This is a genomic window from Thermocrinis minervae (assembly GCF_900142435.1).
In the GTDB taxonomy this organism is placed as follows: Bacteria; Aquificota; Aquificia; order Aquificales; family Aquificaceae; genus Thermocrinis_A; species Thermocrinis_A minervae.
In genome coordinates, this window is record NZ_LT670846.1 from 20,322 (window position 1) to 40,030 (window position 19,709).

Genomic DNA, 19,709 nt, shown 5'->3' on the forward strand with positions numbered 1-19,709 from the left:
ATGAAAAGGTTTTTAGTATGGTTAGATGAAGTAGGTATTGAAGATGTAGCCCTTGTAGGAGGTAAGAATGCCTCCTTAGGCGAGATGATAAGGAATCTAAAGCCTCTTGGGATAAACATACCATACGGCTTTGTAGTGACGTCAGAAGCTTACTACGAGTTTCTAAGATACAACAACCTTGAAGATGCTATAAGAAAAGAATTGGAAGGTTTAAACGTAAAGGATGTAGAAGATTTAGCCAAAAGGGGTTATCGGGTAAGGGAGCTCATAAAAGGTGGTGAATTTCCTCCCGAAATAGAAGAAATGATTAAAGAGTACTATCACAAGCTTTCTGAGATGTATGGCTCATTTGCAGTGGATGTAGCTGTGCGTTCTTCAGCAACAGCGGAGGATCTCCCACATGCTTCCTTTGCTGGTCAGCAGGAAACATACCTAAACGTAGTAGGAGCAGAAAACGTCCTCACAGCCATAAAGAATGGTTTTGCCTCCCTTTTCACAGACAGGGCCATATCCTACAGGGAATCTTTTGGGTTCGACCACTTTAAAGTAGGCATAGCTATGGGCATACAGAAGATGGTTAGGTCTGACATGGGAGCCTCCGGCGTCATGTTTACCCTGGACACGGAATCTGGCTTTAGGGATGTGGTGGTCATAAACGCGGCTTACGGACTGGGAGAGCTTGTAGTACAAGGTGTGGTAACGCCTGATGAATTCGTTGTTTTTAAACCTACGCTTCAAGCAGGTTACTCGGCCATAATAGAGAAGAAACTAGGAAGGAAAGACAGGAAGATGGTGTACGGTACAGGTGGGGAGAGGACAAAAGTAGTCAACGTCCCCTTAGCAGAACAAAAACAGTTCGCGCTAAGTGATGATGAAATACTAAAGCTTGCCAGATGGGCTATCCTTATAGAGGAACACTATTCAAAGAAGAACGGAAGATGGACACCAATGGACATAGAGTGGGCTAAGGATGGTATCCTCAACGAGCTCTTCATTGTACAGGCAAGGCCAGAGACAGTCCATTCAAGGAGAGAAGAGAGTAAGCTCAAAGTTTACAAGTTCAAGCAACCTCTTGAGGAAAGAGAAAACAAAAGGTTGGTGTATGGTATAGCAGTGGGAGATAAGATAGCAACGGGCAGGGTTAGGGTGATCTACGATATAAAGGATGCTGGGCAGTTCCAAGAAGGAGAAATCCTGGTTACAGACATAACAGACCCCGATTGGGAGCCTATAATGAAAAAGGCCTCCGCCATAGTCACCAACAGAGGTGGTAGAACAGCACACGCCGCTATAGTGGCTAGAGAGCTAGGTATCCCAGCAATCGTAGGTACACATAAGGCCACAGAGATACTCAAAACTGGCATGGAAGTCACTGTCTCCTGCGCAGAAGGAGAAATAGGCTATGTCTACGAAGGTTATATACCCTTTGAAGTGGAAGAAATAGACCTGAAGGATCTTAAGAAGCCAAAGACTAAGATAATGATGAACGTAGGAAACCCTGAGTCTGCTTTTAGGTATTCGTCCCTTCCAAACGACGGAGTAGGACTTGCGAGAGAAGAGTTCATCATCGCCAACTACATAAAGATCCACCCCCTCACGCTGATATACTTTGAAGAAATTAAGGAACTTTACAAGGAGCTAAGCCTTAGGGGTATTCTGGACGAGAGGGGAAACTGCCCTATGTCCGCCGTTTACACTTACGCTCCCGAGAGGTTGAAGAAAGTTCTGGCCAAGGGTAAAGACAAGAAAATGATAAACCTAAGGAGGATAGTAGAGGATACAGAAAACCTTACCATAGGCTACGATGATAAGAGCCAGTACTTTGTAAAGAAACTCTCGTACGGTATAGCCAAAATATCAGCAGCCTTTTATCCTAATCCCGTGATAGTAAGGTTCTCGGACTTTAAGTCCAACGAGTATAAAGGCCTTATAGGTGGTGAACTCTTTGAACCAGAGGAAGAAAACCCTATGCTAGGTTGGAGGGGTGCCTCTAGGTACTACTCGGAAGTCTACAAACCAGCCTTTGGACTCGAGTGCCAAGCCATACTCAGGGTCAGGAATAAAATGGGACTCACAAACACAAAAGTTATGGTACCGTTTTGTAGAACACCGGAGGAGGGGAGAAGGGTGCTTGAGGTAATGGAGGAGTTTGGTCTAAGGAGGGGTGACAACGGTCTTGAAGTGTACGTCATGGCCGAGCTCCCAAGCAACGTGGTGCTTGCGGATGAGTTTGCAGAAATCTTTGATGGCTTTTCCATAGGTTCTAACGACCTTACACAACTTACTCTTGGACTGGATAGGGACTCTGGTCTGGTGGCACACCTGTACGATGAACGTAACGAAGCAGTGAAGAGACTAATATCGTCTCTGATAAAGGTGGCGAAGGAGAAGGGTAAGAAGGTAGGCATATGCGGTCAAGGACCCTCCGACTTTCCAGACTTTGCCGCCTTCCTTGTAAAAGAAGGTATAGACAGCATATCTCTAAACCCTGACTCTGTACTAAAGACATTGCTGGTGGTGTTAGGGGTAGAAAAGGAGATGGAGGAGGTCAGAAGTGAAAGTGCAAATGCCTAAAATCAGCATACCAAAACTTTCGCTCCCTATCCTAAAGAAGAAGGCTAAAGTAGACCTTGCACTGCAGATAAACCATACAGTTGCAAGGCTTCTTTCGTTAGACAAAAACAAAAAACCTACCTTTGAACCTGTAGAAATAGACTGGTGGAACAAGAGTGAATACGAAAAAAAACATCTCCTTAAGGATGTAGTAGAAAAACTAGGGTTGAAAGGAAAAAGTGTGATAGCCAGTCTTGACTACAAGGATGTTCTTCTGAAGGTACTTAAATACCCAGCTACTATGAGTATGTCTGATCTGAAGAGTGCTATAGATTGGAGCATAAAAAGGGAGCTTTCTGCTTCAAAAGAAGAAATGGTTTATGATTACTTCCTTCTTGATAAGTTCAAGGAAACAAAACAAGTTATGGTTCTGCTGGTGCTGGCTAGAAAGTCAGCCGTAGACGATTGTATCGCAATGCTAAAAGACGCTTCATTAGATCCCAAGATACTAGATTTTGAACTCCTAGCCCTCGTCAACTATGGTCTATATCTAAACCTCCCCTTACCTATTTCTATACTTTACATAGATTATCACTACTCGGTACTCGTAAGTTTATCGCAAAGCAATCTGTCCTACTCAGAGATAAACTGGGGATTTGCAGAATATCAGGAATTCGAGGATGAAGACCATTTAGAAAGGTTCCTTTCGGAGGTAAGAAACCTAATAGTGATAAACGACCTGTCTAGTGTCTATCTGGCAGGTCCAGTGCTTATGAATTCCGAGCTACTAGAAAGATTCATGGAAAATCTTCCTGTACTGGGGCTTTTGGATCTGGAAGGTATTAAGCCTAACTTTCTTATACCATATATGTTATTCATAAGGGGGATGGAAGGATGATAAAGATAAACCTCCTTGGAGATCAAAGAAGAAAAGAGGTTAAAACACAAAGATTTGCTATCAAAATTGGAGAAGTTAAAGATCTTTTCAAGATAGATAAAAGCTTTTACTACCTTGCCGTAGTGCTGTGGCTGATTCCTTTCTTCATGTTAGCTTATTACATAAAGCTAAAAGATGAGAACTCAAAACTGCTTTCGGATATTTCAAGCCTGAACCTTCAGAAATCCAAGCTGTTAGAAGCATACAAAAAACAGCAAGAAGAGAAGAAAATTTTAGAAGAAAGTATAAGCAAACTTACCAAAGAGATAGAGGAAATAAACTTTGGAAAGACTGTGCTAGTCGGACTTAAGGAATACTACAAACCTTTCAATGCACTCCTTTACTCCTCCGTAGAGACTCTTCCAAACACGGCATGGGTAAGTTCCTACAAACAGGAGCTTGATCTGGACTCTGGCAAGATCTCTTTAGAGATGCAGTTAAAATCCTTGGATTACTTCGTTGTAGACAGCTACGTCAAGCGCATGTCACCTGCTGTGGTTAGCTCTATAGAAAGGTCTCCATCTAAAACTGGTTACGATGTGTACTCTGTTAATTTAAAGTTGGAGAGGGAGGTAAGGTAATGGAATCTTTAAGAAGGCAATGGGAAAATCTTCCTCAATGGCAGAAGATAGTAGTGTTGTTAGTGCTTCCATTACTTGTATCTGTTTATATGTACTTTATGTTAGTATCTCCGTTGAAAGACCAAGTGGAGAGAAATAGAAGCGATTTGGAAAGGCTAAAAAGTGACGTAGAGAATCTAAAACGTCTGTCTAGTCCTGAGACTTTAAACAAACTAAGAAGAAAAGAGGAGGAACTAATAAGGCAGAGAGACCAAGCTTATGAAGAACTTTCAAGAACAGTAGGGTTTTTACCCACTGAAAAAAACCTTTCAGAAGTCTTTAGGATAATTGGTTCCTTAGCTAAGAAAAACGGGCTTGTGATACAAAAGGTAAGCATAGAAAACCCACAGGATGTTAGATACATACTGGAGAATAACATAGTGAAGGAGGAAAAACCACAACCTCAGCAACCCTCCCAGCAGCAGCAACAACAACAGCCGCCATCACAACAACAAGCAAAATCACAGCAGGCAAAATCACAACAGCAGCAGCAAAAACCAGGAGTTTCCTTCAAAAAGTCAGATCTAACTCTATCTGTCCTCGGTAACTACAGCGGTATAAAAGGCTTTCTCATAGACTTACAGAAGTTTGGAATCGTCTCATACCCAAAGTCCTTGAGTCTATCATCTTCATCCAATAAGGTAAACGCTGAAATAAAATTGACTTTAGTCCTAAAAAAAGAAGAAGGGGGTGAGAAAAAATGAAGTGGTTTTCTACACTTATGGTTATAGCTAGCCTAGCATACGCACAGTCTGCCTTTATAGGAAAGGAGAATACAGTAGGCTACATAGTAGTGCAGGATAAAGGTAAAGTAGAAAACTACATAGTAGTGGAAGACCAAGATAACATAAAGCTGATAAGAGTAGAAAAGAATCCCAAGGAATTTTTAAGAAAGGATATGGAAGGAGGTGCAAAGAAATGAAGGTTTTTATTAGATTGATTCTGATACTTTTCCTATTCGGTAGTAGTTTTTCTTACTCCAAGACTATTCTTGAGATGAGTTTTAGCAATGTCAAGCTTTCTACGGTAATATCCGCCCTTATGAAGCTTGCAGGAAAGAATTACATCTTTGACCCTGATGCATCAGACATACTATCTAAGAACGTAGATGTGAACATCCAAAGCCCAGTAAGGTTAGAGGATGCCATAAACGCCTTGCTCGACCAGTATGGACTTATAGCCGCGCAAAAGGACAAAAATCTTTACCTTATAGGAAAGTCTGCAAGTCTTACCATCAACCTCAAGGGTATGTCTGAAAAAGACAGGAAGGACTTGATTGACTTTGTAAAAAGCAGGACCACGCCTTCCGCCTACATAACCTACGACAAAATCCTAGACAACCTCTACGTAAAAGACTACGAGAAGAAGATAAAAGAGCTTGAGAACGCTTTAAAGGAATTCTATACAAAGCTTCAGACACGGGAAAGAGTTACAGAGGAAGAGGTACCAACCACCAAAGTGTTCTACATAGATTATGCAAAGCTAGAGGATGCCAAAAAGCTTATACAGCCCATACTTTCAAAGGACGCAGTCGTTACAGAGTCAACGGTTTTCAACGCTCTTATAATAACAGACAAACCTTCAAAGTTAAGGGAGTACGAGAGGGTACTGAGCAAGCTTTCAGCTAGAACACCGGAAGAAAGAAAGCCCGTTACCAAAATACTTTACCTTAAGTACATAACGCCCGATGAGTTTATAAAGCTCATACAACCCATACTCTCCGAAAGCGGTACCATACTTTCTGGAGGTGCTCTAAAGACTGAAACTCAACAAACCACCACACCCCAAGGACAACAAGTCACACAAACGACAACACAGGTTGTCAGACAGATACCTGTCATCAAAGAGTTCAACGCTATAATGCTAACGGACTATCCAGAAGTATTTGAGAAGATAAAGAGCCTCTATAAAGATTATGTGAGTGAGACTCCGCCGCAGGTTAGGATAGAAGCAAGGATAGTAGAAGTTAGGGAAGAAGTCGTAAGGCAGCTAGGCTTGGGACTATCTCTGAACATGTCTAACGTGCAAGTACCGAGCTCATGGAGCGGGGGAGTATCTGCCAACACACCTGTGTATCCACCCAACTTTCCAGAGATAGGAGCTCCACCTTCTCTTTTGCCAACACCAGGTTTATCCACAGTACCCGGTAGTCTACTTGTATTTAGGTACGCCAAGGGACAGATAAACCCTCTTCTTCTAAGACTCTCTGCCTATGAAAAACTAGGTCAGGTTAAGAACCTTGCAAGGCCTAGCGTGGTTACCATAAACGGACAAACGGCTATCATAAAGCAGGGCCAAGAGATACCTTATCAGACTGCACTGGCTACAGGAGGTTCTACAACCGTAAGCTATAGCTTTAAAGAAGTAGTCCTGGCTCTAGAGGTAACCCCTATCATAGCTCCAGACGATAGGATACTGCTTGACATAAAGATCAAACAGGACACACCTCAGCAAACTACCATACCGGGGGTCCCACCAGCCATAAATAAGAGAGAGGCTTCTGCAAGAGCTATAGTCAAGGATGGGGATACCATAATCATAGGCGGCATAATACAGCAGCAGGATAGTAAAACAAATGAAGGCGTTCCTGGCCTTGTAAGGGTTCCCATACTCAAGTACCTGTTTGGGCAGGAGAACTTAAACCTTCAAAATACGGAACTACTCATATTCATAACACCGACCATAATAACGCAGTAGCCTTATGGTGTGTATAAAGTTTCTATCTGGGCCGTTGAATTCTGTGGCCCCCTGGCACTTGATATTATCCTAAATACATAGCCTTTGCTACCTATTGGCCTGCTGTAAGCTACGCCAGTGACCTGGTACCCTGAAACTTGGGCATAGCCAACAAAACATACTTGTACATTGTTCTGAAACACAGCGTTAGAACCTTGTACCCTAAAGGGAAATGTAAGATTACAGCATCTATTTACAGGATTGTTACCATCTGGACAAGGAAGGTTATAGGTTATGCTTTCTATTGCACCCGACGTAATAGCTCTATAAACTCCGGCGACAGCAGCCTCACGGGTGGAAGAGTAAACCCTTGCACTTTCAGAGGTACCCAGGAGACGAGTAAGCATAAAGTAAAGGCCGGCCAAAACAACGGTTATTATGACAGCTGTAATGACAACCGATAACAAGGTGGCTCCCTTTACTGAAGGTTTCTGAGCGGTATATCCCTCTCTATGACTTGCCATCTGTACTCCTCCGCGTTGTTTACTGGTAAAATGTTAACTCCTTGACAAGCCGGCGAATATGCCGGTACAGGCTGTTGCACGCTTTGACGCTCGCCAACCTGCAGGATCATGCATAACCTTACACCCAAAAGGTCGCTTAAGTTTTGAGGAAGCTGATCTACATACTGCACACCATTGGGACCTCTTACCATGTACCTGACCCCGAAAGATCTCACGCAATCTACAACCGGTTGATTTTGATTCGTCCAAACTCGCCTCAAAGCTCTAGTTCCTGGAGCACATCTTGTATCTCCAGAATTGCCAAGACTGTAACACACTTGCCCTACCTGACCAAAGAACACAACACAGTTTGTACAGTTGAGACAGTTGTTTACTGGATTCCTAAGCAGGTCAAAGCACGATCCCGTGTACTGATTTCTGTTTTGAGGACAATTCTGCACAAGGGAGTTTATGGAGTTTACATTGAAAACAGGGTTTCCGTTGTTATCTACGGTTACTACTCCCCAGCATCCAGAGTTAACACCAAGGTTTGCAGTTGCTGTAAGGAAACACGAAGGAGTTCTAGAAGTATCCAGTGATGCAATGTTTTGGACTGCATTCAGAAGCTGATTTACCGGTACTCCAAACCCTGCCGAAGAGTAATCTATGGTCAGCATGGTAACTACGGCTTCCACGTCCTGCTGTTGCTTTGCCAAGGTTATTTGTGGTTGAGACCTTCTTACTAGATCTCTTACTGCCGTGATAACTCCGGCTCCTAGTATTACCATCATGACCATGATTACTAAAAGCTCCACCAGTGTCATTCCCCTTTTCATGGTGCCCTCACAACTATACCGTTTACAGATCTGTACCTGTTATCAATAGGGCTAAAGTACCAAGCCACTACACCGAAAACTCTACCTACATCTGCGTTCTGTTGATTCCTACAAATAGCGACAGTTATACCAACGCGGACTAGTCTACTGCCCACTTGCACTTGTAGCGGTGGGCTGTTCAGAAAGGGATTGTTTCTCGGACTTGCAAAAAGCCATGGAGCAAAGTTCTGCTGATTGTTGAAAAAGTTATTGTTATTCCCGTTGTATGGATCATAGAAGTCAGGTATTCCATCAGCATCCGCATCTGCAGTTTCAAAACTAGTGTTAACACCACAGTTTACATTGTTCCAACCGTTTGGATAGTTAAAGTTCTGTGTTATGGCTTGTATGGTTTGGTAAGGAAGACTGTTTAAGTATCCTGTCCACTGACCCAAAAGGATGCTCGCCTGATCCTTTAGCCTGGTATGTAAGGAAAACTGTATGTACGTGAGCACTCCTCGTAAGAAACCTATCATGATAAAGGTGAGTATAAGGAAGGCTACTAGCAGCTCTATGAGTGTAAAACCTTTCTTATACATCATTCTCCCCCACACTGTCCAGGTGGTAGCACGTACCTTATCCTGCCTACGCTGCTCACACAGACTATCCTCTGACTGTTTATCGCAGGTGCAGCAAGGTTAAAACCTATGGGTCCAAGGCCGCATATGGCATTCCTTGGTATGCCTTTCTTGTCGAAGATTACAATACCTGGGTTTTGAACCTGCACACCTGATTCCAAGCGTACTTCTTGAACTACCTCACCTTGATCCACTGTACAGTTTCCATTGTTGTCCTGGAAGAGTTGTATTCTATCGTTTAGTACGTTTACTCCCCAAACGGTACCGTTTCTCCCACTCAGAGAGTACCTCTTTGCAGTTTCTAACATGCTTATGAGCCTTTCTGTATCGGATTTTAGTCTTCTGTCTAAGATAAAGTTCCTAAACTCTATAAGAGCTATGCTGCCTAGAACTGCTATTATGGTTATCACCACGAGAAGCTCCAGCATGGACATACCCCTTACTTTTCTATCCACAGTAAGAACCTCCCACCGTATCCTTCTGCCGTCTGTTGTTGGAGCCTTAGTATAACTCCTGTTGATATTTGAGCGTAACTTTGAAACTGTTCGCCACCGCTTGAGGTTATCTGGAAGGGATTTCCGAGAGGTGGTGTTCCTGTTCCTAAGCTTATCTCTCTCTGTACTTGATTGTTTACCACTGCATTAGGAGAAAGGACAGTAGGCCTTGGGTATGGAGTGCCTGTCTTGTAGAATACGGAGTATAAGTTCGAACTACCAGAGAAACTACATACATCTTGAGGCAGGACCAATGAGAGAGAGTTAAGTGTACCACCAAACACAGCGGATTGAGAAATAATAGCCTCCGAATTGCCTAGGTTTATGTACCATCCTACAGAGGGTGTCGGTGGCACGGTTCCGTAAGCATCCGTTACTACAGTCCTGTTGCTACAACCTGAAGTATCGCATACACACATCTGAGTGCTGGATATAACACTTACGGTAAGGCTGCTGTATGAGGTTACATCCGTAAGATCCGTTAACCTTACAGTGGATGTCAGAGGATCTTTGAAACCTATGAGGTAATTGTTGTAGGTAATGACCTTGTCCGCGCTGGTGAGGTACTTACCGGTCCCGAAGAACACCCAGAGGTTTCCATACTCATCCTTTGTGAAGGTAGGTGCAGCAAACACTGGTGCAGGTGAGTTTCCAAAGTCAAAAGCCTGCGACAAGTTCCAACTTGAAAGGTCTAACCTGTAAAGGGCTCCGTAAACACCACCAGAAGACTTAACACCGTATACACCAAAGTAGGCATACTCATCCGAGTAGTCGTTGTTTATGTCAACGACCGCTATATCTCCAACAGCTAGGCCGCTGACTCCGGGTACTTTTATAGAAATTTGCTTATACAAGCTGCCATCTGCAAGGTTAAACACGTAGATGGATGTATTGCTTGAGTAAGTTTCACCATTAGAACTCAGTCCACTTGGACCCGTTCCTGCAAGGACGTACCAGTTGTTTCCTACTTTGGCAACTGCAGGGAAGGAAAGAGTGAGAGTTCTGTCAGGAAGAGACCTCTCCCAGAGAAGTTTAGGAGTTCCAGAAAGGTTGTTGTTTAGCCAGTCTGTGAGGTCAAGGACAAATATGGAAGAACTGTAGGTTGTGTTCGTAGTTATGGCTTTACCACCAAAGCCCATGGCCCCCAAGAGAAGCGTCCTCCATTGGCCACCTATGTAAGCGTCAAAAATCAAAACCCTGTAGTCGACGGTAGGTATGTGGCAGTAATTAGAATCTCCGTACCACTTTAGATAGGGGAGGGCATTTTGTGGTATGAAGGCAAATACTTCTTGGCCTACGAGGTTGTTGTTGTTGTCGGTTGGTGAGTTTACCAGAGCTACTGGATTGTTAGGATCACCTGTAGATACTACAGAACCAACCCTGAATATATGCAGCATACCGTCGTTTGCACCCACCGCTACTATGGTTGGCCTGTTTTTGTACGTACTAGAGTACACATACTGCGCGTAAGACACATCGTTGTACTTAAAGTGATAGTTGTTAAGGGCATCAGATCCTGCAACTGCAGGACTGGAGTTTATTATGTCTCCAAGCTTCCATGTCTTGATACCGGTTATACCTGTGTATGAACAGAAGTCTCCAACATTCAACGTTCTTGATCTGTAACCGGATATGTCCTGACCGCGTACGTAGTTTATTATGTTCTGGGCAGTGGTAGAATCTGTTGCCCACACTGTCTGCAGGTAGGAAGCCTCGGACGTGGTAAAGGCTGTCAACGTCCCGTTCTTGTTGTAGTAGATATTCCTCGAAGATGGATCAGTGTTGGCAAGGTAGCATCCTGCGTCCATGACAGGTACTAGATCCTTGAAGGCCTTCGTACTGTCAAGGGTACAGGAGTTTACATCGCTGACAAGGTATGCCGTAGTTTGTTGTGTGTTGCTGTTAAAGACAAGTTGGAACACCTTGTCCACAAGAGGAGACAATAGGTTTAGAACTTTGTTGACTATGGTGTCTTCCCTCAGGTTAGCCCACACGTCCACCCAGAAAGCCCTTAGAAAGCCAAGCCAGGAGTAGGTTTGAGTACCCTGAGAGTACCGGGGTAAAAAGTATGGCTGAATTACAAGTTGGGAGGTGTTTGCTCTACCCGTAAGGGTTGCTACCGTAGAACCAGAGGATGCTCTACGCAGAATGTCCAGTATGGCGTTGTATATGGCGTCTTTTATCTGAGCAGCGTTGGAAGCTGCAAAGAAGGTGTCAGGTACACCATCTCCGTTGGCATCCCAGTCTGGTGAAGAAGGCGGTAAGGATGTACATCCGCTACCCTTACCAAAATCTCCAGTATAATAAGAACAGTCGTCCACATAACACTCACCATTTGGATAACCAGAAAGACTGTCTGGCCATTGCTTTGATCTGTCAAAGGATCCATACATGGCTACATTCTTTAAAGATTGAGCACCCGTTCCACCCAAGAAGAGACCTATACCGTATATAGCCTCTACGTACGAGTATATGCCTGTTATTTTGTTGGTAAAACCCTTCTTGTGCAACCAATAGGCGGGCACTACTGGGTCTGCTGAGTACTGTTCAAATCCTGTATCTATGGAACATGTAACATCTGCTGGATTTCCTCCTACGTTCCACTGCCCGTCTGTAAGCAGGATAACAAAGTTTTTAGCGCAAGGCACCAGTTGAAACTCGTTTCCTTGACACATCCCATCATTATTCGTATCAAAACATTGGTACATAGGGTTTTTATAGACATCATCTTGTCCGGATTGTGGACTAAGGCCACCATACACAGGCTTTTGCTGAGCAAAGTAGTTGTAAGTATCCCACAAGGCAGGTGCTGTTGGTGTCCCCCCCTGTGGATCTTCAACGTTTACGTGAGTTATGGTGTTTTTGTAAGGGTGTTGAACATCATAGTCGTTTATACTTGTAACAAAATCACCTATGTAGACGCTTGCGTTGGATCTTATACCATAATCACTAAAAAACATAACTCCCATACGTGGTTTGAGAGAAAGGTTCTTTAGTTTAAAGAGTAGGGCGTCGTATATCCTACTCCATGGAACTTTTACAGTAAAGTTTCCAAAAATACTAGAAAAATAAGAAAGATAAGGATTATAGGGATCTACTGCCAAATAAGGTTTTAAAACGCATCCGTAAGAGTCACAACTTGTTTGATCTCCAGGTGTACCATACGATTCTGGATCGCATCTGTTTATCGGAGGATTGTTTACATTAACTCCCGTAGGACAGCTTGCCAGAGTTCCACCCGTCAAAGCCCACCTTACCAGATCTATCCTAGTCATGATGAGGAAGTTAAGACAAGATCCTGAATATATCTTATTTTTATCCACATAAAGATAATAATAAGGTCCAATAAAAGTAAAATTTAAACCTCCAGGACACGGACTTGGGGTTCCGGTAGTCTCTACCCAACACCCGCCTCTATAGCTTCCCGTGTTACAGAAATCTGTCCATCTATAGACCTTGTTTGGGTCAAAGTACCCTTCCTCTTTACCCGTGTATGTATTTCCACACCCCTTGGGATCCCAACAACAGCCTGTATAAAAACCTGGATGACCATACGTACCTGGATTATAAGCACACCAGGACATGGAGCCGCTTACGTCTATGAGAAGCATCACGTTAGGTTGGGCAGTGTTACCCACGGATGGTGGAACATAACAGTAATCTTGCATATTTTGTGCCTTTAGATCTCCTGGCTTGAGGAAGGTAAGAAAGAGTATAAGGGCAAAAAGGAGGAGCCTTTTCATGGTAGGCCTCCCTTTATGTGGTAAGTCTTGCCATCCTCACAGGTAGAGCTGTCTATGAGTACAAGTAAGTCATCACCTACTCTTAAGTTTTTATCTGTAGTGAGGTAGAACCTTTTACCTCTACATGCTCCGTTTATGCCCTCCACGTAGTAAGCTTTTTTGAGTTGATCCTTACCGAGCACTTTAACACCTATCATCAGCTCATCTACGGCCAGCGTTATGCTTATCATGGACAGGAGCACCAGGCCTATCATTGTCCAACTCCTCCTTGAAAAGTTATTATCTTTCTTCCTGTTTGTTGATGTGTGGAGTTTTTGTGATACTCTTTATAAGGGAGGGGTTTTATGCTTTGGGCTCAGGGAAGTTTTGAAGTGTTTAGAGAAGCTTCCCGGAAGATGTTTGAAGGACCTAGTTTGTGGGATATCCTCTTTGTAGTGGGAGGGTTTCTCTCTGTGGTTCTCTTCCTCATAGTCCTTCCTTACGTAATATCGCGGTACCTCAACCTAAGGGAAAAAAAGGCAAAGTTCTTCTCTGTGGGGAGGTCGTTGGGGCTTAGCGAGGAGGAGATAAGCGTCTTTTGGGAATGCGTGAAGGGTACAGATTACGAGGCTACCAAGCTCTACACGAGTAAACCCATCTTTGAAAAGTGTGTCTCTATGCTGGTCAAGGAAGACCCTACTAAGGTAGATATGGTGGGAAGGGTTAGGAGAAAGCTCAACTTTGACTACGTTCCGTGGTTTTTGCCCTTAAGCACCAGCAGAGAGATAGACCTCTACCAGACTGGCTTTATCATCTACAACAGGGACGCATACCCTGCCGCAGTTTGGGAAAGAACTGAGGGGGAACTCCACATAGCAATACTCAACGATAGACCCAGGATAAACCCAAACAACAGGGTGAAGTTCTCCTTCACGAGGGAGGATGATGCAAGGTATTACTTTGAGGCAGATGTCTTAGATGTTTACATGGACAGGGGTAAGGTGGTACTAATACTGCCACACGTGGACAAACTGAACAGGATACAGTTAAGGGAGCATATAAGGTGGCGGGTAAAACTTCCTGTTCAGTTTACCATGTTAGAAGATGGTTCTGTAAAAGAACTATCAGAAGAAAGCTTTATAGAAGGTATGATCCAAGATATAAGCGTGGGTGGTGCTAAGGTATGCACCCCTAGAGTATTAGACTTGAAAACAGGACAAAAGGTATTTCTCAGGTTCGATCTCTCAGGAGTACGTATGGAAGTTTTTGGAGAAGTAAGGAATACTCAAAGATCTACTGAAAGGTTATGCTTTGGGCTTAAGTTTGAAAACCTAAAAAAAGAGTATGAGGAGGTGATAAGAAGGTTTATATTAGAAGAGCAGAGAAAAACGCTCAGGGCATACAGGATGGGCAAGTTTACAGAAGGTTCTTCTTCTTCAGAGCCTTTATGAGTCTCTTACGCGCCGCCCTTTCCTTTCTCTTCTTCTTTTCGCTGGGCTTTTCGTAAAACTGCCTTCTTTTTACTTCTGTGAGTATTTCCTCCTTCTCTACTATCCTCTTGAACTTCTTGAGCACCTTCTCAAAGGACTCGCCTTCGTTCACGTAAACTACAGCCAATTTCTCTCACCTCCTAATAATGATTATACCATAAACCTGAGTATGGGCTTCCTGTTTGCTTCCGCTTCCTTTATCCTTCTGACTGGTGTACGCGTGGGAGCCTGCTTTAGTTTTTCTGGCTCCGTACGGGCTGTTTGGACTATCTGCCGCAGGGCGTTGGCAAACTCTTCTAAGGTTTGCAGGCTTTCTGTCTCCGTAGGTTCTATCATCAGAGCTTCTTTAACTATGAGAGGGAAATATACGGTGGGTGCGTAGAAGCCATAATCCAGAAGGGCCTTGGCTACATCCATGGCGTTCACGCCATATGGCAGGAGATTCTGGGCGGATAGCACAAATTCGTGCATACAAGGGGAGCTTTCGTACGGATCTACCAAGACATCCTTTAGGAGCTTTCTCAAATAGTTGGCGTTAAGGACCGAATACTTCGATATGAGGTCTATATCCTTGCCATAGCTCAGTATATAGGCCAAAGCCCTCAACAGTACTGCCGTATGACCGTAGAAGGTTAGAATCTTTCCCACACTCTTGGGTATGTCCCAGTTTAGAAAGTACTTACCGTCCTTGTAGTCTATCTGGGGTACTGGTAGGAAATCCTTTAGCCTTCCGGAGACACCCACGGCGCATGCTCCTGGTCCACCACCACCGTGAGGTGTAGAAAAGGTCTTATGAAGGTTAAAGTGCATAACGTCTACACCCCAATCGCCAGGTCTTGCCACTCCAACAAGTGCGTTAAAGTTGGCCCCATCCATGTAAAGGAGCGCTCCCTTTTCATGTAAGGCATCGGCTATGTCCTTTATCCTTCTTTCAAAAACACCAAGAGTGTTAGGGTTGGTGATCATAAGGCAAGCCACATCCTCGGTAAGCTTCTCTTTAAAGTCCTTCCAATCTAGTTCTCCCTTTTCATCGCTTTTTACTGTCTTTATCTCAAAGCCACAAAGGGCAGCACTAGCTGGGTTTGTACCGTGGGCAGAGTCTGGAACAAGTACTGTCTTCCTTTCAAAACCTTTATCTAGGTGGTAGGCTCTTATGAGGAGTAGGCCCAAGAACTCTCCATGGGCTCCAGCCGCAGGCTGCAGTGTAACGTCGGCAAAGCCACCCAGCTCCTTTAAAAGCTCTTTCAGTCTGTACATAGCTTCTAGGGTACCCTGGGCGTACTCATCAGGAGTCAGAGGGTGAAGGTTTTTAAAGCCCTCATAGTTTGCTACCTCCTCGTTCACCCTGGGGTTGTACTTCATGGTACAAGACCCCAGCGGGAAAAAGCTTGTGTCTATAGCGTAGTTAAGCCTTGAGAGGTTTGTGTAGTGCCTGACCACATCAAGCTCAGATACGGAAGGCAGGTTTAACTCTTCCCTTAGGTCTTCTCCAAGGTACTCTTTTAGGTCTACCTCAGGAACGTCGCACCTAGGCAGTCTGTAAGTGTTCTTACTTTTTATCTCAAATATAGTCTTCATCAGGGAAATATTTTAAGATCAGTCTAGAAAGAACCCTTGGGAAGGGTTGCATACCAGAAAAGCCTTGTCCGATTTGGCCTTGAGAAAGCTCTTACAGAAGACCCTCCTAAGGCTACTGGAGACGCTAATGTCGTTTACCGAGTAGATATCCGTGTGATTTACTGTGCTTCTGCCGTAGGTTATGTAAGCCCACATGCTACCTTTATGCTTTAGCCTGTAGTGTACCTCGCAGGCATCTTTGGACATATGCTTTTTGACATCCTCCATCAAGAAAGAGAGAAGCCCATTGACATCCCTTTCCTTCTTCGGCTTTTCCCTATCTAAGGTGATGTAAATCCTGTAGCACTGACCCAACAGTGTAGACTCCTTCTCGTAAGCGTGAGTAAGGCAAAAAAGAAAGATAACACAGAGGTATATATACAGCACCATGTAGGATTATATTATTACCTTATGCTTCCTGAGGTGGTAAAGTTACATCCGCCAGCTACGCACTTCGCCATAGCCATGCCAGTGGCCCTGCTCCTGATAGAGGCCCTATACAGACGGATGAAAAGGGAGCCTGATGTCATACATGAGGTGTTTACCCACATCTCCTTCCTGTCTGTGTTACTGGCAAGCTTGACGGGTTTTATAGCCCATGAACCTCTGGAAGAAAGGCTTAAGCAAGTTCCTGTGTTTAGTGCCCATGAGATTCTAGGCTTTTCTTTACCCTTCCTCTTTTTGGTAATCTCAGCTATAAGGCTTTTCAAGAGGAAGGACTTTTCAGGTATGGTAAGGAACGTATACTTCTTGCTTTTGCTTCTTGGGGTTTTCCTCATCTTTCTACAGGGTAGGTTGGGGGGTAAGATAGTCTACGAGTACCTGATAGAGTAGTATGGACAGGATAATCATAAGGGGTGCTCGCCAGCACAACCTTAAGAACGTAGACCTAGACATTCCCAAAAACAAGCTTGTGGTTATCACTGGACCTTCTGGTTCGGGTAAGTCTTCCCTAGCCTTTGACACCATATACGCAGAGGGTCAAAGAAGGTACGTAGAATCCCTGTCCTCTTACGCAAGACAGTTTTTGGGTGTTATGGAAAAACCAGACGTGGACGTTATAGAAGGTCTTTCTCCAGCCATAGCCATAGACCAGAAGACCGCATCAAAGAACCCAAGGTCTACTGTAGGTACCGTCACGGAGATATACGACTACCTTAGGGTCCTTTGGGCAAACATAGGAAAGCCTTATTGTCCCGAGTGTGGCCGCTTGCTTGAGGGGCTTTCCGCTCACGAGATATTAGAAAAAGTCTGGGAGCTTTACAAGGGTAGGAAGATAGCCGTCCTTAGCCCTGTGGTAAGAGGCAAGAAGGGAGAGTTCAAAGACCTTATGAAGGAGCTGGACAGGATGGGCTTCTCTAGGGTTAAGGTAGACGGTGAGTACAAAAGGATCATAGATGTCCCACCCCTTGACAAAAACAAAAAGCATACCATAGACGTGGTCGTAGACAGGTTCACCCTTGAGGAGGAAGAGAGAGCAAGACTTTTAAACGCCATAGAAAAGGCACTTGAACTGTCAAACGGCCTTGTAAAGGTAGAAGATGTAGACAGCCAAAAAGAGGAGATATTCAGCGAAAGGTTGTCATGTCCAGACCATGGCTTTTCTATACCTGAGCTCTCTCCTAGGCTCTTTTCCTTTAACTCACCTTATGGTGCTTGTCCTACATGTAAGGGCCTTGGTGTAAAGTGGGAGGTGGACGTAAAGCTGTTAGTGGACGAAGATAGTCCAGCGGTGGATGCCTTCCGAATAACCCAGTCGGGTTTCTTTGACTACCTTAGGTTTCCTATAATCAACATGCTCAAAAGGCTAGGCTATGACCCAAGGACTAAGTTCAAGCTCCTGCCTGAGAATGTGAGAAACTTTTTGCTTTACGGTGGTTCCTTCTACAACGCAAACTTTGAAGGGATAGTAAAACACCTAGAGAGGCGTTTTATGGAGGAGGACTCTGAGAAGATAAGGGAGGAGATAGAGGAGTTTATCAAGGAAAAACCATGTCCTACCTGTGGAGGCTCCAGGCTTAGGGATGAAGCCCTAGCTGTTCTTATAGACGGAAAGAACATATGGCAAGTAGTGCAGATGCCCATAAGGGATTGCCTGGAGTTCTTCCAATCTCTTGAACACAAGCTAAGCCAGAAGGAAAGGCAGATAGCAGAAAGGCTGCTTAAAGAGATAACCCAAAGACTTGGCTTTCTCATAGACGTAGGACTAGACTACCTTACCCTTTCTAGGAGCGCCACCACTCTATCGGGTGGTGAGATGCAGAGGATAAGGCTGGCCACGCAGATAGGTTCAAAGCTCACGGGTGTGCTGTACGTACTCGATGAGCCTTCTATAGGACTCCATCCAAGGGATACGGAAAGGCTCATAAAGACGTTAAAGAATTTAAGGGATCTTTCCAATACGGTGATAGTGGTGGAACACGACCCTGAGACCATAATGGCAGCAGACTGGATTATAGAGCTAGGCCCAGGAGCCGGTAAGCTGGGGGGATACGTAGTAGCTCAAGGAACTGTAAGCCAAATCATGGATAGACCAAACTCTCTCACGGGTGCTTACCTTTCTGGCAGGCTCAGGATAGAGGTACCAAGTAAAAGAAGGCCAAAGGCAAACAAAGTAATAAGGATAAAAGGAGCAAGGCTTCACAATCTTAAAAACATAGACGTAGAGATACCTGTAGGCCTTTTTGTCTGTGTGACTGGGGTGTCTGGCAGTGGAAAATCCACCCTTATCTACGACATCCTATGGAACTACGCAAGGGCAATCTTCTACGGTGGGACAGCAGAAAAAGAAGGCTTTGATAGCATAGAGGGCTTGGAACACTTCGACAAGGTAATAAACGTAGACCAATCGCCCATAGGCAGGACTCCAAGGAGCAATCCAGCAACCTACACTAAGATTTTCGATCATATAAGACAGCTTTTTGCAAACACTCCAGAAGCTAGGGCTAGGGGATACGATGCAGGAAGGTTCTCCTTCAACGTGAAAGGTGGCAGATGCGAGGTCTGTCAAGGTGAGGGTTACATAAAGGTGGAGATGCACTTCCTACCCCCTGTCTACATAACTTGTGACGTGTGTAAGGGTAAAAGGTACAACAGAGAAACTCTTGACATCCTTTACAAGGGCAAAAACATAGCGGATGTCCTGGATATGACTGTAGACGAGGCTTACGAGTTCTTTTACAACCATCCAGCCATAAGGAGAAAATTGGAACTTCTTAGGGACGTAGGTCTCGGATACATAAAGCTTGGTCAGCCTGCCACTACTTTATCCGGCGGAGAAGCTCAAAGGATCAAGCTTGCAAGGGAGCTCTCCAAGAAGGAGACGGGAAGGACTCTGTACCTGCTTGATGAACCCACCACAGGCCTACATATGGACGACGTTAAAAAGCTTATAAACGTACTACAAAGACTCGTAGACAAAGGCAACACGGTAGTAGTGATAGAACACAACCTGGATGTTATAAAATGCGCCGATTGGATCATAGACCTCGGGCCAGAAGGCGGAGACAAGGGTGGTTACGTAGTTGCAGAAGGAACACCCGAAGAAGTTGCCGAAAACCCAAACTCATACACAGGTCACTTCCTGAAGAAATATTTAGCGCTTGACACCACAAGGCCTTTAAGCTAACTTTTTTTTAGGAAGG

General features: G+C 44.4%; 18 protein-coding genes. 9 read left to right on the forward strand and 9 right to left on the reverse strand.

All coding sequences use genetic code 11. The features are described 5' to 3' along the window. From ppsA to B5444_RS00155, 6 genes are read left to right on the forward strand one after another with little or no spacing between them, the layout of a single operon-like run. A complete protein-coding gene (ppsA, locus tag B5444_RS00130; protein ID WP_079653243.1) occupies positions 1–2,574 on the forward strand; it encodes a pyruvate, water dikinase in 2,574 nt (857 codons plus the stop codon). Continuing rightward, on the forward strand, positions 2,555–3,451 hold the full coding sequence (gene pilM / locus B5444_RS00135; protein ID WP_079653244.1) for a type IV pilus biogenesis protein PilM: 897 nt from the start codon (positions 2,555–2,557) through the stop codon (positions 3,449–3,451). Before ppsA ends, pilM begins: the two co-directional genes overlap by 20 nt. Beyond that, on the forward strand, positions 3,448–4,071 hold the full coding sequence (locus B5444_RS00140) for a hypothetical protein (protein WP_079653245.1): 624 nt from the start codon (positions 3,448–3,450) through the stop codon (positions 4,069–4,071). Before pilM ends, B5444_RS00140 begins: the two co-directional genes overlap by 4 nt. After that, positions 4,071–4,814 (forward strand): hypothetical protein, encoded by a 744-nt coding sequence (locus tag B5444_RS00145; RefSeq protein ID WP_079653246.1) that lies wholly within the window; start codon positions 4,071–4,073, stop codon positions 4,812–4,814. Before B5444_RS00140 ends, B5444_RS00145 begins: the two co-directional genes overlap by 1 nt. Continuing rightward, a complete protein-coding gene (locus B5444_RS00150; protein ID WP_079653247.1) occupies positions 4,811–5,032 on the forward strand; it encodes a hypothetical protein in 222 nt (73 codons plus the stop codon). The genes B5444_RS00145 and B5444_RS00150 overlap by 4 nt, the downstream gene beginning before the upstream one ends. Next, positions 5,029–6,807 (forward strand): pilus assembly protein, encoded by a 1,779-nt coding sequence (locus tag B5444_RS00155; protein WP_231967114.1) that lies wholly within the window; start codon positions 5,029–5,031, stop codon positions 6,805–6,807. The genes B5444_RS00150 and B5444_RS00155 overlap by 4 nt, the downstream gene beginning before the upstream one ends. A 2-nt stretch (positions 6,808–6,809) precedes the next feature. Here the strand turns inward: B5444_RS00155 and B5444_RS00160 are convergent, their stop codons facing one another. From B5444_RS00160 to B5444_RS00185, 6 genes are read right to left on the reverse strand one after another with little or no spacing between them, the layout of a single operon-like run. Next, positions 6,810–7,310: a hypothetical protein gene (locus B5444_RS00160; protein ID WP_079653248.1), complete on the reverse strand. Its 501-nt coding sequence runs from the start codon at positions 7,308–7,310 to the stop codon at positions 6,810–6,812. After that, a complete protein-coding gene (locus B5444_RS00165) occupies positions 7,265–8,125 on the reverse strand; it encodes a PilW family protein (protein ID WP_079653249.1) in 861 nt (286 codons plus the stop codon). Before B5444_RS00165 ends, B5444_RS00160 begins: the two co-directional genes overlap by 46 nt. After that, complete coding sequence (locus B5444_RS00170) at positions 8,122–8,706, reverse strand: type IV pilus modification PilV family protein (protein WP_079653250.1); 585 nt, start codon at positions 8,704–8,706, stop codon at positions 8,122–8,124. Before B5444_RS00170 ends, B5444_RS00165 begins: the two co-directional genes overlap by 4 nt. After that, positions 8,703–9,197, reverse strand: a complete 495-nt coding sequence (locus B5444_RS00175) for a prepilin-type N-terminal cleavage/methylation domain-containing protein (protein WP_079653251.1) — start codon at positions 9,195–9,197, stop codon at positions 8,703–8,705. Before B5444_RS00175 ends, B5444_RS00170 begins: the two co-directional genes overlap by 4 nt. Beyond that, entirely contained in the window at positions 9,182–12,979 is a 3,798-nt protein-coding gene (locus tag B5444_RS00180; RefSeq protein WP_079653252.1) for a pilus assembly protein, read from the reverse strand. Before B5444_RS00180 ends, B5444_RS00175 begins: the two co-directional genes overlap by 16 nt. Beyond that, entirely contained in the window at positions 12,976–13,233 is a 258-nt protein-coding gene (locus tag B5444_RS00185) for a hypothetical protein (protein WP_079653253.1), read from the reverse strand. Before B5444_RS00185 ends, B5444_RS00180 begins: the two co-directional genes overlap by 4 nt. Before the next feature lie 90 nt (positions 13,234–13,323). Between B5444_RS00185 and B5444_RS00190 the strand changes: the two genes are divergently transcribed. Next, on the forward strand, positions 13,324–14,409 hold the full coding sequence (locus B5444_RS00190; RefSeq protein WP_079653254.1) for a flagellar brake protein: 1,086 nt from the start codon (positions 13,324–13,326) through the stop codon (positions 14,407–14,409). Here the strand turns inward: B5444_RS00190 and rpsU are convergent. Genes rpsU through B5444_RS00205 form a run of 3 tightly spaced genes read right to left on the reverse strand, consistent with a single transcriptional unit; the run spans position 14,375 to position 16,455 of the window. Beyond that, on the reverse strand, positions 14,375–14,575 hold the full coding sequence (gene rpsU, locus B5444_RS00195) for a 30S ribosomal protein S21 (protein ID WP_079653255.1): 201 nt from the start codon (positions 14,573–14,575) through the stop codon (positions 14,375–14,377). The genes B5444_RS00190 and rpsU overlap by 35 nt on opposite strands. A 23-nt stretch (positions 14,576–14,598) precedes the next feature. After that, positions 14,599–16,026 (reverse strand): aminomethyl-transferring glycine dehydrogenase subunit GcvPB, encoded by a 1,428-nt coding sequence (gene gcvPB / locus B5444_RS00200; protein ID WP_079653256.1) that lies wholly within the window; start codon positions 16,024–16,026, stop codon positions 14,599–14,601. Between the two features lie 18 nt (positions 16,027–16,044). Continuing rightward, positions 16,045–16,455, reverse strand: coding sequence for a hypothetical protein (locus B5444_RS00205; RefSeq protein ID WP_079653257.1), 411 nt, complete (start codon positions 16,453–16,455; stop codon positions 16,045–16,047). Positions 16,456–16,476: 21 nt separating this feature from the next. On the opposite strand from B5444_RS00205, the gene B5444_RS00210 reads away from it, so the two are divergent. Beyond that, a complete protein-coding gene (locus tag B5444_RS00210) occupies positions 16,477–16,899 on the forward strand; it encodes a DUF2231 domain-containing protein (protein ID WP_079653258.1) in 423 nt (140 codons plus the stop codon). 1 nt (position 16,900) lies between these two features. Continuing rightward, entirely contained in the window at positions 16,901–19,693 is a 2,793-nt protein-coding gene (gene uvrA / locus B5444_RS00215) for an excinuclease ABC subunit UvrA (RefSeq protein WP_079653259.1), read from the forward strand. Positions 19,694–19,709: the final 16 nt, after the last annotated feature.